This is a genomic window from Sporomusa sp. 246TCP1 (genome assembly GCF_057319775.1).
Genome location: NZ_CM170492.1, coordinates 731,281 through 746,724, shown reverse-complemented (window position 1 = coordinate 746,724; position 15,444 = coordinate 731,281). Strand labels below are relative to the sequence as shown.

Genomic DNA, 15,444 nt, shown 5'->3' with positions numbered 1-15,444 from the left:
AACCGGACATAGCTATCAATATAATAATAGTTCTGCCGGTTTCCCTAACGTGGTTACAACAGGTGCAATGATGTCAAGAGCGGTATGGGATCAGTAATATGTTTCTTCATCCATTTTTTTGCTTGAGGATGTCCAAAACTAATCCCTAACAATTCGGTGAAGAAAAATATGGGTATTGGATTTTGAATTTCTTTCTGCCGGGTTTCCAAAGTCATCTGGCATAAAGGGCACGCAGTTACAATTGCATCGGCTCCTGCTCGTTGCGCCGCTGTTACCAAATTTTTAGTTATCTCATAAACGACATCTGTACGTGGCACCGTCAAACTACCACCGCAGCAGTCCGTTTTATATGACCACCGCTTCACGTCGGCACCAACTAAATTCATTAGTTGATCCATAGCTTGCGGTTGCTCAACATCGTCAAAGGCTACATAAGTAGGCCTTGTAAGCAGACAACCATAATAAGGAACAACTTTGAGACCCTTGAGTGGGTTCTTAACCTGAGGCTTAACTTTACCGACAATCTCTTTCCTCATGATAACTTCCAGCGGATGTGTAACATGGACTGTACCATTATAGGACGATCCCATTATGTTTTTCAGTTCTTCGTTAGCATCTTTAGCTTCCGGAGTACCTTCACGCACATAATGGTCAGCAGCCTTCACAAGGTTATAGCAAGCAGCACAAGGCAAAACTAATTCCTTTTGCTGTTCGACTTCAGCGATGACAAGGTTTCTGAGCGGCAAAGCAAGCGCGAGAAAATGATCCGTGGAGTGACCTGCGGAAGCTCCACAGCAATTCCATTCTGGAAGTTCAGCTAATTCAATATCTAAGGCATCAAATACAGCCTCAGTGGCCATATTATATTCTGCCGCAGTCGAATGAAGTGAACATCCCGGATAATAGCCTAATTTCATGGCGCTTTTTTCTCCTTTGCTCTCTGGAATATTTTCTTGATTTCACCCTTCCGCCGCTTAAGGGCATTATGAGGCAAAAATGGCATCTTGCCACGTTTTGTCATTTCCTTGCCGAGATCCATGTCCGCAAAAAAGTCCCCAGTGCAGAATTTGTACAGTCCCATGAGGCCAAGTTCATAACCCCGGCCTTCGCCGCCGATTATTGGAAACCCTTTCATGGAATCAAGAAACAATTCGTAGAATAATTTGATGTTGTAATGACTGGCCGGAATTTTATCTTCAGCAATGGTTTCCATTTTAATGGCTTCCATAACTTTAGAAGTGTCAATACCGTTCGGACACCTTACAGCGCAAGTTTTGCAACCAACGCAAAGCCAGGGAGTATTGGATTTATAGACTTTATCCTTTTCTCCCAGCTGAATCATCCGCAATATCTCGTAATTGTTATGATCCATAGCAAAGTTTATTGGGCAGCCACCAGCACATTTCATGCAATGATAGCATGAACTAATTGGTTGATGCGATTTTTCTTCAATTTCCTGACAGAAAGAAGCTTTCCCTTTAGTAGGTTGGTTCACTGTTGACATCATTGACCTCCTTTCCTGGCGTAAACCCAGCGATATTACCGCTGTCTGAACACCTTAGCATAGGAGTCGCAGTAAATATCTTGATTAAGAATTAAACGTGCAGTAGCAATAGCATCAACTAAAGCTTCGTCATTAGCATCGCAAATAGCTGAATCTAAACCAGCAGTCATAGCCATTACAGCAAAGGTGCGGTTAATAAGCGGACGAAACGGACTTTTTTGTGAAATGTTGGAAAGACCAACAGTAGTTTTCGGAGGAGGATTAGAAATCATTTTAATTTGGCGAATAGTTTCTAAAGCTTCAACGCCATGTTCCTGAGCCACGTTAACTGGCAAAATAATCGGGTCAATAAACAGATTATCCGGTTGCAAACCATATGCTTCAGCATTAGCAACAAACTCCATGGCCATAGCAACACGATCTTCAGCACTCTTAGGAATACCGACTTTATTAATGCACAGGCATACAACATCGGCTTGATATTTAGCAGCCATTGGGAAAACGCGATCAATTTTTTCTTGCTCGCAGCCAATGGAATTAATTAATGCACCGGGTTTACCATAAGCTATAAGTGCAGCTTCCATAGCGTCATAGTTGGTGGTATCAATAGCCAACGGCAGATCACTAACTTCTTTTACAACATTAATCATCCAAGGAAGATCGATAGTTTGATCTTCGGAGTTAGGTCCAGTGTTTACGTCAAGATAGCTAGCGCCGCCTTCTTTTTGTTTAACAGCCCATTCTTGTAGAGGTTTTGGGTCATGCTCCCGGATAGCTAAACCGATATCTTTGAACATACCATTAATTCTTTCGCCAATGATAATCATTGTAATCCTCCTCGATAATATTATTTTTTTTGGGAACTTTTAATTTAAGATACTTTACTGGAATCCTAATAAAAAGATATTGATTAAATTTCAGGTTTTACCATTAACGCCTCAGCATTAGCTTTGAAGAGACGAACAGCTTCTGGATGCCGCAGTACCATTATATGCGCACCGCCTTGTAATAGACCAGCTGCAGTCATTGCTTCCCACAAGATAGCACGTTCTGCCTGGTTACCCCAGTTAGGGAAATCTTCTTCAGAAGCATTAGCTTCTTTAGCACGCCATGCTTCATAGCCAACTTGGCAAATTACAGGCTGGGACAGCATTTTATCGCCTTGAAGAGCGCCCAGACGGCCACGTTCAAGGATGGAGTAGGTATATTCAATACCATAACCAAGAGCTGCAGTTGAAGGGTCAATAATTACATTTTCCGGACCGAAACCTAGTTCTGAAATAAGAATGTTAAGCTGTTTACAAATGTTGATGTCAAGTGGGCTTTGAGCCAGTACTTTGTGCTTGTGAACCATAGCAGCAGCAGTAACGGACTTGTAGTTGTCTTGCTTAGCCAAGCCAATTAACAGATTTTCACCTGTAGCAGCTTCTGCAACAACTGGCAAAACAGCGTTGTCTTTTTCTTCCTCGCCGCAACCAACAACAATAACAGGTACACCAACAGCTGCCAGTACATCTTTAACTACTTTAGCGCATTCTTCAGGGCTTTTATTGCCACTGTCAGGATGAGCACCGGCAAGTTTAATATAAATCAAATCAGCGCCGAATTCTACGCATTTTTTTGCCCAAGCAACCGGATCATTAATAACATCGGCATACACTTCATTTAATACAGGATGCCATTCAGGATTAATATCCTGAATCTCCATTGCCACAACTGGCTTTAAAGGCATTTCACCTTCAAAATGGAGGAATGGCATAGTGGAATCGCCACCAACGGTTACAGTGCTAGTACGAGTGCCACCCTGTTCTTTGGTTGCACCAATGGTAACGGTATTAATTTTACCGGAATATCTTTCTTTCAACATATTAGTTGCCATAGTTACGCTCCTTCCAAACATTTAGATTTGTGCTTCTTTACAAATGGCGTTGACCGCCTGTACAGCCAGCGAATTATCTGGTAAATCAAACAGTGGCTGACTTAATAAATCAAATTTAGCTACTTGCGGATCATAAGGAATTACACCGATTAATTTAAGACCGGTTTTATCAATCTCTCCTTGCAAAGTAGCAAGATCTTCGTCATTTTGCGTCTTAGTGACAATCAAATAAATGTTTTTCACATCTGATTTGAGTGTATCCACAAGATGACGCACCCGGCCTGCAGACCGAATACTCCGGGCCGAAGCATCACTGACCACAAACATATAATCAATATCCTGAGTTACCCGGCGGCTAATATGCTCCATGCCGGCTTCATTATCCATGAGTACATAGCCATAATTTTTGCCAAGCTTATCCATATAACCTTTTAGAAGGTTGTTGGGAAAACAATAGCATCCAGGACCTTCAGGACCGCCCATCACCAGCATATCAACATAATCTGATTCAACTAATGAGGCTTGGAGTTTATATTCAATATATGTTTCCTGTGTCATGCCGGCAGGAATATTCTTAGGATCTTTGGTACTGGTTAACAACTCAGATATTGTCTGCTCTACTTCCATACCCAGTGCTTCATTCAAATTGGCATTCGCATCAGCATCAACCGCCAGAATAGAGCCTTTATTGTTTTTAACCAGATATCGGATAAGTAATGCAGTAAACGTAGTTTTACCAGTGCCGCCTTTGCCTGCCACTGCAATTTGTTTTGCCATGTCTTGAAACTCCTTTCAATACGCCCGAACTTCAGTTTTAAATCAATTAAATACTGACATTAGGGAATAAAGTTAAATCAGTATGAGGGATAAACAAGGATGAGACAAATTCGTCCATAAACAAATTTCCAACCGACAATTCAATGTATGTCATTTTACCTGCCAGATTGTTAGCTTCCTGCCACGCCTCTTGGGATAAAAGCGCCATACAGGCACCTTTAGCCGAGGTATTACCGACATATTTATATTTTTCAACAGGTATATCAGGCAATAGTCCAATAGCGATAGCATCAGGAATGTTGAGATAGTTGCCAAATCCGCCGGCTACATAAATGTTTTCAATACTTTCAAGCTCAAAACCGACCACATTTAAGAGTGTACGAATTCCGGCAAATACCGCCCCTTTAGCTCTAAGCAGATTCTTGACATCGGCTTCACAGATAACGATATCACGGTTAATATCAGTATCTTCGCGCCACACAAGCACAAACTCAGGTCCTGTCTCTCCAATACGCATCCGTTCCGTAGGCAGGCTGGTTTGAAACTTGCCTGCACGGTCAATGACACCAGTACTTCTCAGCTTTGCCAAGCAGTCGATAAGACCTGAACCGCAGATGCCAATTGCCTTACCATTGTTAATTGTGGTATAAGCTACTTCATAGGTTTGAGGATCTATTTGCATCCGTTCAATAGCGCCATGCATAGCCCTCATACCAAACAGTATCCCTGACCCTTCAAATGCCGGGCCAGCCGAACAGGAACAAGTTACCAGCCAATCACCGGCTCCTAATACCATTTCACCATTTGTACCAATATCAATCAGAAGTGATATTGGTGCATCCTCATTGCCCATGCCTGTAAACAACGTACCGGAAACGATATCACCGCCGACATAACTGGCTACTGACGCATAGCTAAATACTAAAGCGTCAGGGTTAACTTTAAGCCCTAATTCCTGAGCCTTTACAACCGGATAGAAGTTGGCTGTCGGAATATACGGTTCCAGGCGAATGAACTTGGGATTAATCCCCAGGAACAAGTGCGCCATGGTCGTGTTGCCAGCTGTCATCATAACGCGAATATCAGTTTCTCTGATATGTCTTTGTTTCACTAACAAGTCCATAATGAGTGTGTTTATGGTGCCGATGATACTTTGATGAACTGTATTAAGTCCATCAGGTTCCTCGACAGCATACACAATACGGCTAATGACATCATCGCCAAAGCGTGCCTGGCGGTTATGAGTTCCTGCCGTATCAATAACTCTACCTTTTTCGAGATCAAGGAGGTAGGCTACTACAGTAGTAGTGCCAATATCGACAGCGATACCATATAATGGCTGATGGCCATGACCTGGCTCAACAGCAATTATTTCCACCTTACCACCGACCTCAGATAACAGTACAGTCACTTTAAACTGATCAACCCTGAGGATTTCTCCCAACTTCTGAATAATCGAAAGTGGAACATGAATGTCCTTACAGTTAATTTCTTTCTTAAGAGCCATTGTCAGGCGGTTTAGGTCATCACGGTTATCCTGCAGGTTAGCTACAGGCAGAGTTAGCCGGACACGTCGGCAAAGCGGATTAAGCGGATAACCATTAAGCGGGCTTTCTTGCTTTTCCAGAAGTAATTCTTTAAGCTGCCATACATGCAACAAATAATTACTTAAGGCATCTGAAACACCAGCGCCTACTGAAGCATTTTCACCTAGCACCTGATGCTTGCTCATGGACGAGGTATTAGGTATTTCTACCACTAGATCCTCATCTTGGACTAAAGTCTGACACGCTAGATTAAATCCTTTCTCAGCAATTCTTGTTGCTAAATGACTATCTCTTCTGGCTTTAACATTACCACTCTTAATTCGAACCGCACATTTGCCACATGTACCATCACCACCACAAGGGGCTTTTATCTCGATATTAGCTTTACCTGCGGCAGTAAGGAGATCCGTACCTGGCTCTACTTCTACTTGTACGCCTGCGGGAAGAAATGTTACCAACCTGTTTTTCATCCGTAATTTACCCTCCTGACTAGTTGCCCAAGACTGTTTTCTCATTTCAGACAGCAAGGTTGTAAATAGTTATTATTTCATGAGTTGGGGGTAACGAGCCTTGGCAAAAGCAGGAATACCAACAGCTTCTTGTGGTCCAACAATTACGTCCAACCCAGATATTTCTTTGAGTTTGCCGGTGATAATGGCAACATATCCTGGGATAACGATGTTATTATGATTAACTTTATCCATAATGCCACATGCTTTAATAGTCTCATAAATAGGCTCAGCAACGAATTTACCTGCAGCCCAAGCTGTAAGAACAGAAGCACCATCAGTATCAACAGCCACAATGTAGCCGGGGATTTTACTGCCGACAACTTCACCTTCAACAGCGAAGTAGGTAAGAGCAAAGTTAGTGCAGACATATACAGGGCAATCAGGACCAACTTCACCGATTTCATAAACTTTAGCTTCAACAGCCATTGGCTTTTGTGGATCAGTGTAGATGTTCATGCGCCATGCCATTAAAGGCAGTAAATGGTGTTTTTCGTCAGCTTTTAGGCATACGATGCTAGCATATTTAGCAACATAAGTGACTGCTTCTACCACTTCTTCTTTTGGATCAGCAGCTAAAGCGCAGGCAAGCATCGGATAGCCAAATGGACGGAATTTCTTTTTGATAGCCAAACGACGAGCATTAACCATATCACCAAGAGTTTTAGCCGGTGCAGTATTGCCAAAATCAATGACAATTTCTTTATATTCTTTAGCTACTTTTTCTACTAAAGCAGCAACATCATCAAGACCATTGCCTTTTACTACTACCGGGCAATTATTAGCTTTAGCAAGAGCTACAACCTTCTCCCAGTTTTCAGCAGTAGCAGCATGAATAAGAGGCTTCTTAGCAGCTACTGCAGGAACAGCAGCTTCAAGACCAGCTACATCAGCAACCAATAATAACGCAAAGTTAGCTTTAGCAGCTACAGCTTCAACAGCAGCCTTAAAGGTAGCAGCATCGCCGGAGCAATTAGTAATAGCAATCATATCAACAGCTATTCTTTGTCCAACACGATCCATTACCAAAGCGTTAACTTTTTCAATTTTGGCATCCAGCTCAGCACCGGATAATTTGTCGGAAATCTGAATTGCTAAAGCAGTAGGATGATAAAAAGTTTTATCATGACGGAAGAGGACGGTTTCGTCACCCAAAACTACTTCTTGCTCACCAACGCCGACCTTTACAGTTTTTACTGGTGGTGCAGTAGCAGCACCTAATGTTTCTTTAGCGGCCTCAGTTGCATGCGGGCACATATCAAGGGATGCTTTACCATTAGCCATTGCCATTGCAAAAGCTAAGCAAGTAGGTGAACCACAGTCTTTACAGTTTGTTTTGGGCAGTTGTTTGAAAATATCCAAACCGGTTAATGCCATTTTCTCTTCTCCTTTCGAATATAAGAACTTAAAATAAATATGAGAATCGGAACACATCTGATCATTATTATTTTTATCATAATGTGTTCCGAATTCTGCCTTAAATAAATACGTGGGACTTATTACATCATTGGATCTAATGTAAGAGCCGGATGTTGTTTTTCTTCCAGGAATGGCAGGATTTCATCCTCAGTAGTGCCAACAGTTTCGTCAGCAATCTTATCCACGAAATCTGCACCCAGACCATCAGCTACTGCACAATCAATAAGGTCTTGACCTAAAAATTCTTTGAGTTCTTTCGGCATCCAGACAAGACGTGCAAGGCCGCCGTCTGCTTTGATAAACTTTTTACTGGTAATGTACCGGCGACCAAGACCCATAAAACCTGGAGTCTGCATACCGCCACCGCAAGTACCAGCCAAAGCGGAGAAGGTCATGCCGCAAGGAGTATCGCCACCATGTTCACGAGTTGTAATCATGACACCATTACACATCGGCAAAATCGCCATAATGGCTTCAAAGCAACCACAAGAAGTCATCGGGTATTCCATAAGAGTATAGAAGTTTACGGCTTCGACCGTGTTATGGGAATTAGCATAAATGAAGTCATTCAGGTTTTTCCACTGACCTTTAACAGGATCAAGACATTCCCCTTTTTCAATCGGCTGATTTGGGCCAAGAGGATTGATTTCGTTAGAAGCTTTTGCGTCAAGCCAGCTAACAGCGCCGCATAAACCTAAGCGTTCTGGCGATACTACGCACACATGGTTTGGTGCAAAGGACTGACAAAGCAGGCATGAATAATATGTCTCAACATCATCAGTAAGATCTTTGAGTCGGGCATCACGGGTAGCGTATTTTTCAATAGCAATCTTGATTTTATCTTCAATAACATCTTTATCGGTAATAATGGTAACTTGTACGCGGTCAATGATCGCAGGGAAATCGGATTTAAATTTGGCAATCAGGATTTCTCCAAAATCTCTGATTTTGAAACCGGCGGCATGGGCATTCTTACCAATACGCACCCACATCATATTACGTTGGGCTACATGCCACAAGCCTTCACCATAGTTCAGGTTGTAGTGGATACGACGTTCGAGCACGCCTTCAAAGTCTTCCTGCATTTTACGGCCATAGATGTCAATCATAAAGCCAAGTGGGAAGACACTGCCTTCCGGCATCTCGTCAATTTCTGGTCCGATAACTTCAATTTTACCATCTTCAACTTCATCAACACCAACCATCCGAACAAGCTCAAAGCTGGTGGAGCGACCGCCACCGAACTCAACCCAAGCATCTTTCTTACGGATGGTTTCGCCTTCGAATGCAGGTCCAATGGTAATAGGTACAGGGATATCAACAATCTTAATTTTTACACCGCGGATCTCAAGACCCAGTTTGCCGATTTTTTCATAATCAGGCTCAGATTGATACCACTCAGGAATTTCTTCGGCTACCGGCTGATCGGTAACTGTCGGGAAGCCCATGAACATGGCACCAAATTCAGCAGCAGTTTTAACAACATCATTAGGTCCAAGCTGAATGACAAATGCAAAAACGCGTTTCAATTGATATTCTATAGCCCGTTCACGCTGACCGGCAGGAATACCACCGAAAGCGAGACCAGCCCGGAAAGCGAAGTTAACAGCATGGATAACCTGGGTAAAGTTACCGACTGGGAAGGTAATGAATTCAGAACCGATTTTAACGTTTTCTTCAATACATTGCTCAATTACTTCATTAACCAAGAAAATCATAATGCCTTTGGACTGAAGTTCTTTTACCAGTTTGGCAGTGGATTTGCTGTCTTTACCTTTACCAACAATAACGGCAACACCAGGAATTGTCTGGTCAACCAAAGGTACGCCAAATTTACGAAGAACAGGGTCAGTAACGAAGCCGCAATACGGATATACATCCGGTTTTGCGCCATTAATATAGCGCAAAGCTTCAATAATTTCTGCCGCATAAAGAGTTGCTTCACCATTGAGTTTAGCATTTTCCAAAGTCAGTTCTTCCCTGATATTGGAAGTACGAATTCTATTAAGAATTGGTGCAAGATCACCAATGGTATTTACTTCTTCACCGCTTAGAGCAGTGATTACAGGCAGTCGGTAGGCAGTATCAGGATATTTAACCGGGCAATCAGCACCGTGCACCTTAATAGCTTTTGTCAGAAGAATTTCTGCATAGCTGGTAGCTGTGACAGCACCTTCATAGGCGCCTTTAAAAAGCTCCATAGACATATTATTTTTCGTCCTCCTTCATAGAGTCAAATTCTCATTATCTATATAATAGCTAATAACCTCGTCCAAAACGTTAATTAGTTAGCTTCTCGTGCATCACGGGCTTTTTTACGCATAGCATTCTTCCAGTTACGTTCGTCCAGAATATCGACAATTCTGGCAGAAGCTTTATGCGCATCTGGTTCCCAGAAGAAATAACCGCCAAATACATCTTCCGCAATTTTGGTAACAACATCATTAACAAGTTGGCTGCCGACAGTCGGCGCAATTACGCCAACATGGGTTGGGTTACCATAAGCAACGTTCCAGGAACCGATAGCAACAGCCTTTTCAGACATAGCTTCCGGAGCACTGACAACATAAGGGATATCCGCATTATCCACGCCCATTTCATTAGCCATAGCAGTAGCGAAATCCTGGATACGACTGTTGTCAACACAAGAACCCATGTGGAACATCAACGGCAATTCTTCAGTTAAATCTGCTGCTGCGTTTAAACGAGCATAGAATTTTTTCAGTCCTTCACCGGCATATTTTTGTACAGCTTCGCCATTCATCATACCAGCTAAAGCATGGGCTTGAGCAGAACAACCAGTAGCAAGCAATAATACATCATTTTGGGCCAGTTCTTGCGCCATGGTAGTATGATTGAAGTCATGAGTGCCTTTAAGGTTATTACAACCAATAAGAGCAGCAACACCCTTAATTTCGCCAGCTTGAATTGCGTCAATTACAACTTGCATTGGTCTATCAGGGTTAATTTTTTTGAAGATATTAAGCATTGCCTCAAAACTGAAACCTGCTACAACCTTATTTCTAATATCAGGAATGCAAACTTTTGCTGCATCACGGGTTTTATAAGAGTCAATTGCCAGACGAATGATCTCTTTGGCACTATCCATAGCATGAGTCTCATCAAATGCCACATGATAAGAACCAGGAATCTTCATAATTGGCATGGTAGTAACAATCTTGGTATGATAGCACTCTGCTGCTGAACGAATACTTGGCATAATGCATTGAACATCAACAACCATGGCATCTAAAGCGCCTGTCATAATAGCTAATTCTTGGGTAGCATAGTTAGTGGCGATAGGAACACCTTCACGCATAAGCACTTCGTTACCAGTACAGCAAATACCAACCAAGTTAATACCTTTAGCGCCGGCAGCTTTTGCTTCTTCCTGCATCTCCTTAGCCGCATTAACAACAATTTGACTTAAGAGTGGGTTATGACCATGAAGAGCAATATTTACTTTATCGGCTTTAATAGCACCTAGATTGGCTTCCGTAACAACAGGAACCCCAGTCCCAAACAGAATATCTGATAGATCGGTAGCAAGATGTTCACCGGCTACGTCACTAAGTGCAGCCTTGAGTCCGCCAAAAATAATATTAACTGGGTCAGCATCCACACCAATATGAGTTTGATGCAATAATTTGGCCAAGCTAAGATTGATACCAGCAGGCATAATCGTAGTATCCCGGAACTTTTGATTTCTGGTATCATTCGAGTACTTGGCAATCCAAGTAAGCTCCTTGGTTTCATCTACCTCAGCAAATTCTTGTAATGCAAGTTTGCCAATATCTTTAGCAATTGCCAGTACTTCCCGGCCTTCGGTTTCAACACCAATATTTTTGGCTACCTGCATAAGTTTATTAGTATCAGTGATCTTATAATCTTTTACTTTGCCTTCAGCGACATGCATAAAAGTTTCCGCAATTTCGCGGCCATGGTCAGAGTGAGCAGCAGCACCGCCGGCAATATAACGCACCGTATTACGGGCTACAATAGTGTAATCACGCGCACCACAGATACCTTTGTTGCCACCAGGTTTCTTAGGCAGTATACGACAAGGACCTGCCAAACAAATCCGGCAACAAATACCAGTATTGCCGAAGGTACAGCGAGGCTCTTGTGCTTTGGCACGGTCAAATGTTGATAAAAAGCCAATTTCTTTGGCTTTGCCGAGCATTTGGGTTGCTGCCACATCGATTGTGTTGTATTCGGACATTCTTCTTTTCCTCCCTATGTTCATCATAGATGTTTTTCACTTAGGTCCACTTACCAGGAGCTTAGCTACCAGAGCATGTGATATTTTGAGGATTTTTTCACAAACTCTATATACAGGTATTCGCCCTTAGGTGGACGAATACCTGCAAGCTTTAAAAAAATTTTACACAGTAATCAGATTTTTTTGTTTGGTTTATATTGGATTAGAACAAGCCACTAACTTTCCCGGTTTTAACGTCAACATCAATGCGACGATAAGCAGGATCAGAGCTAGTTCCTGGCATCAAGCTGATTGCACCAGCCATCGGGCAGAGGAATTTGGCGCCGCCATAAACAAGGATGTCACGGATCGGCAATCTCCAGCCTTTTGGTACACCTTTCCAGGTAGGTTCATGCGACAAGGACAGGTGACTCTTAACCATCATGGTGCAGAAGTCGGCATACTTAGGATCAGACTCAAATCTCTCAGCTTTTTCCTGAGCAAGAGGAGCCCAATCAACACCATCAGCGCCATATACTTCTTTGGCAATCTTCTCAACACGCTGACGTAATGGCATTTCCAGCGGATACAGGAATTTGAAATCAACTTTTTCTTTACAAGCATCAATAACTGCGTCGGCCAAATCAAGAGCACCATCGCCACCGCTCATCCAATGCTGAGAAACAGCAGCGCGAGCGCCGGCCTGTTCGGCAATTCTCTTAACCAAAGCATGTTCAGCAGGAGTATCAGTGTAGAATGCATTGATGCAAACAACTGGTTTGATGCCAGATTTTTTGATCATGTTGATCAAATGTACCATGTTTTCGCAACCTTTTTCAAGCAGACCAAGGTTTTCTTTAGTATACTCATCAGGCAACGGACGACCTGGGATAACGGTAGGTCCACCACCATGCATTTTGAGGGCGCGAACAGTTGCTACCAAAATAGAAACGTTCGGAGTTAGTCCACTCAGGCGGCATTTAACGTTCCAGAATTTTTCAAAGCCGATATCTGCAGCAAAGCCAGACTCAGTAACATGGTAATCAAAGCATTTCAAACCAATACGGTCGGCAATAATCGATGATTGACCAATAGCAATATTAGCAAACGGACCAGCATGGACAAAGCAAGGTTGACCTTCAACAGTAGCACAGAGTGTCGGATTGATGGTATTACGCATCCAAGCAGTCATAGCACCGTCAACTTCAAGATCACCGGTGGTAACCGGGTTACCTTGTTTATTGTAACCAACTACAATATGTTTGAAACGTTCCCGCATATCGGCCAAATCTTTAGCTACAGCCAAGATAGCCATTAGCTCAGAACCAACAGCAATACCGAACTTGGAATGCATCATGAAACCATCTTTTTTACCGCCAAGACCCATAATAATATTACGAAGACCTTGAGCGGCAAAGTCAATGATCCAGCCCATTTCAATATTTTTCGGATCAATGTCAAGTCTTTTCAGACCTCTTTTAGCCAATTCAGCATCAGTGTAATTTGCTTCATGCTGCATTCTGGCATTTAATGCAACCATACCCAGGTTATGGGCATTCATAATATCATTGATATCACCAGTTAACCCTAGGGAGAACTCAGTCATTGGAATAAGTAAAGCGTTGCCGCCGCCGGCAGCAGTACCTTTAACGTTCATGGTCGGGCCACCGGAAGGCTGCCGTAATGCACCACCAACATTCATGCCGCGTTTCCCAAGACCTTCCATAATACCAATTGAAGTCGTTGATTTACCTTCACCAAGCGGGGTAGGAGTAATGGCTGTTACCTCAATATATTTTCCATCAGGTTTATTCTTTAGGCGGTCAATTACCTTTAAGAAGTCAACTTTCGGAGTTTTTCCGTAAGGAATGATTTCATCTTTTTGCAGACCCATCATTTCCTGATACTTCTCGGTAGAAGGGATATTACCCTCTGCTGCTTCAGCTATTTGCCAATCTTTCAATACTGTAGGATCCCATGCCATAAATCTAAATCCCCCTTTTTTTATTTAGCGTCAAGACTTTGCATTATTGCTTGTCTTTTCGCCGCTAAAATGAATAACACGCCGATAAATTTCTTCCATGCTCGCTTTGAAGGCTCCGGTAAGTATGTCTTCCTCGTTTCCGAGAGCAACATCCAGCAGTTCATCATCAAAACGAATGACGCCTAACAGTTCTTCCGCAGTAAACTGAGCTTGGATAAATGCTTCTTCTTTTGATGAATGTATTTTATTGGCAATTACTTTTGTTACTTCAATTCCTAAATCATTAGCTAACTGCATTACTACCCGTGCTGTCTGAACGCTGGTCTTGCTTGCTTCAGTAACCACAATCATAAGATCCATACCCTTAGACGTGCCACGAGTTAGATGCTCAATACCTGCCCCCATATCAAGGATGACTACATCATCTTTGTCAAGGATTAAGGAATCAACCACTGAAAACAAAAAAGCATTTTCACGACAATAGCATGCTGAACCGCCTGGTTTAATGGCACCCATTCTTAGGAATCGGATGTTACCCACGCTAATGGAATACTCGTCTAATATGTCGTCAACATCCGGATTAAGACTATAAAGTAAGCCACCACCGGCACTCTTTGCCTTAATCACATCTTCCATTTCAATTAAAGGAATTACTTTAGCCAAGATATCATCTGAAATTCCCAAGGCTAGTCCTAAACTTGCGTCCGGGTCAGCATCTACCGCGTATACACGACGGCCTTCACGGGCAAATAATTTAGCCAAACTGGCAGAGACAGACGTTTTACCGACGCCGCCTTTGCCGGAGACTGCGATTTTCAAGTCCTCACCTCCTTAAATAGACTTTTTTCTGAAAATTAAGTATTGTATATTATATATGTAATTGTCTGTCAAATTGTTAGACGTATAATCTCAACTAACTCAGCGTTCGGGATGTTTTATTTAGCAAGCTGGCACCAGCTGCTGCTGCGACTACCAAATCTTCAGTAGGCAGGTAATACTGGGCTGTGGCGTCAAATAATGCTGTAGCATTAGCAGGAAACTCTTCATCTCCCTCCCAAATGACGTAAGTCACTGGAACCCGAGGCAGAATATCCAATGTAATAGCCGCATTACCAAATGTAGCGGTATGACCACCAATTTTTTCGCCTGCTCTGATTAAAAGACTTGCATTTTTTCCAAAGAAAGCTTTAAAACCGCCAAGAACCCGACCATTAAATGGCTGTAGATAAATCATGCCACCCGGTATCTCTTTGAAGGATATCCATTGTCCGGCTAAAGGCTGTCCTTTTGCTGTAAGCAAATAATGCAACAATACAATTTTTGCTGGTATAGGAACTTCTTCCTGACGATCAGCAAACTTTACCTCACCTGCCGGATAGCTGATAGTGTAACCATCATTTATATAGTTAAGCGTAAATAGACCTTTAATCTCATCAAAAACAGCTCCACTGTTCGCGGCCATTTCCGCCGGGTTTCTGGCAGCCAATTCAGCACAAGCTTTTTCATATGCCAACTTATACCCATTCTGCAAACGCTGTGGGATAATAGTATCAGTTTCCATTAGATGTGCCTCCTAGTGCGCTAAAACAAGAATTACAGATACTCGAATACTCAGGTAAGCCAT

General features: G+C 42.6%; 12 protein-coding genes. All 12 read right to left on the bottom strand.

Translation table 11 applies throughout. The features are described from left to right. Nucleotides 1–53: 53 nt before the first annotated feature. The 12 genes from AC1ECB_RS03555 to AC1ECB_RS03500 all read right to left on the bottom strand — a co-directional run bounded on the left by AC1ECB_RS03555 (nucleotide 54) and on the right by AC1ECB_RS03500 (nucleotide 15,381). Nucleotides 54–917, bottom strand: coding sequence for a CoB--CoM heterodisulfide reductase iron-sulfur subunit B family protein (locus AC1ECB_RS03555; protein ID WP_021167184.1), 864 nt, complete (start codon nucleotides 915–917; stop codon nucleotides 54–56). Beyond that, complete coding sequence (locus AC1ECB_RS03550) at nucleotides 914–1,507, bottom strand: 4Fe-4S dicluster domain-containing protein (protein ID WP_485667491.1); 594 nt, start codon at nucleotides 1,505–1,507, stop codon at nucleotides 914–916. The genes AC1ECB_RS03555 and AC1ECB_RS03550 overlap by 4 nt, the downstream gene beginning before the upstream one ends. Before the next feature lie 32 nt (nucleotides 1,508–1,539). Then, nucleotides 1,540–2,331: a methyltetrahydrofolate cobalamin methyltransferase gene (locus AC1ECB_RS03545; protein WP_145098327.1), complete on the bottom strand. Its 792-nt coding sequence runs from the start codon at nucleotides 2,329–2,331 to the stop codon at nucleotides 1,540–1,542. Nucleotides 2,332–2,414: 83 nt separating this feature from the next. Next, a complete protein-coding gene (gene cdhD, locus AC1ECB_RS03540) occupies nucleotides 2,415–3,383 on the bottom strand; it encodes a CO dehydrogenase/acetyl-CoA synthase subunit delta (protein ID WP_485667490.1) in 969 nt (322 codons plus the stop codon). A 21-nt stretch (nucleotides 3,384–3,404) separates the two neighbouring features. Continuing rightward, nucleotides 3,405–4,160: an ATP-binding protein gene (locus AC1ECB_RS03535; protein WP_485667489.1), complete on the bottom strand. Its 756-nt coding sequence runs from the start codon at nucleotides 4,158–4,160 to the stop codon at nucleotides 3,405–3,407. A gap of 46 nt (nucleotides 4,161–4,206) precedes the next feature. Then, on the bottom strand, nucleotides 4,207–6,177 hold the full coding sequence (locus AC1ECB_RS03530) for an ASKHA domain-containing protein (protein ID WP_485667488.1): 1,971 nt from the start codon (nucleotides 6,175–6,177) through the stop codon (nucleotides 4,207–4,209). Nucleotides 6,178–6,249: 72 nt separating this feature from the next. Next, entirely contained in the window at nucleotides 6,250–7,593 is a 1,344-nt protein-coding gene (gene acsC / locus AC1ECB_RS03525; protein ID WP_485667487.1) for an acetyl-CoA decarbonylase/synthase complex subunit gamma, read from the bottom strand. Between the two features lie 122 nt (nucleotides 7,594–7,715). Then, nucleotides 7,716–9,842 (bottom strand): acetyl-CoA decarbonylase/synthase complex subunit alpha/beta, encoded by a 2,127-nt coding sequence (gene acsB, locus AC1ECB_RS03520; protein WP_485667486.1) that lies wholly within the window; start codon nucleotides 9,840–9,842, stop codon nucleotides 7,716–7,718. A gap of 77 nt (nucleotides 9,843–9,919) precedes the next feature. Next, nucleotides 9,920–11,857, bottom strand: coding sequence for an anaerobic carbon-monoxide dehydrogenase catalytic subunit (gene cooS, locus AC1ECB_RS03515; RefSeq protein ID WP_485667485.1), 1,938 nt, complete (start codon nucleotides 11,855–11,857; stop codon nucleotides 9,920–9,922). 202 nt (nucleotides 11,858–12,059) lie between these two features. Next, a complete protein-coding gene (locus AC1ECB_RS03510) occupies nucleotides 12,060–13,820 on the bottom strand; it encodes a formate--tetrahydrofolate ligase (RefSeq protein ID WP_485667484.1) in 1,761 nt (586 codons plus the stop codon). A gap of 30 nt (nucleotides 13,821–13,850) precedes the next feature. Beyond that, nucleotides 13,851–14,639 (bottom strand): ATP-binding protein, encoded by a 789-nt coding sequence (locus tag AC1ECB_RS03505; protein WP_485667483.1) that lies wholly within the window; start codon nucleotides 14,637–14,639, stop codon nucleotides 13,851–13,853. 94 nt (nucleotides 14,640–14,733) lie between these two features. After that, complete coding sequence (locus AC1ECB_RS03500; protein WP_485667482.1) at nucleotides 14,734–15,381, bottom strand: DUF3786 domain-containing protein; 648 nt, start codon at nucleotides 15,379–15,381, stop codon at nucleotides 14,734–14,736. Nucleotides 15,382–15,444 lie beyond the last annotated feature (63 nt).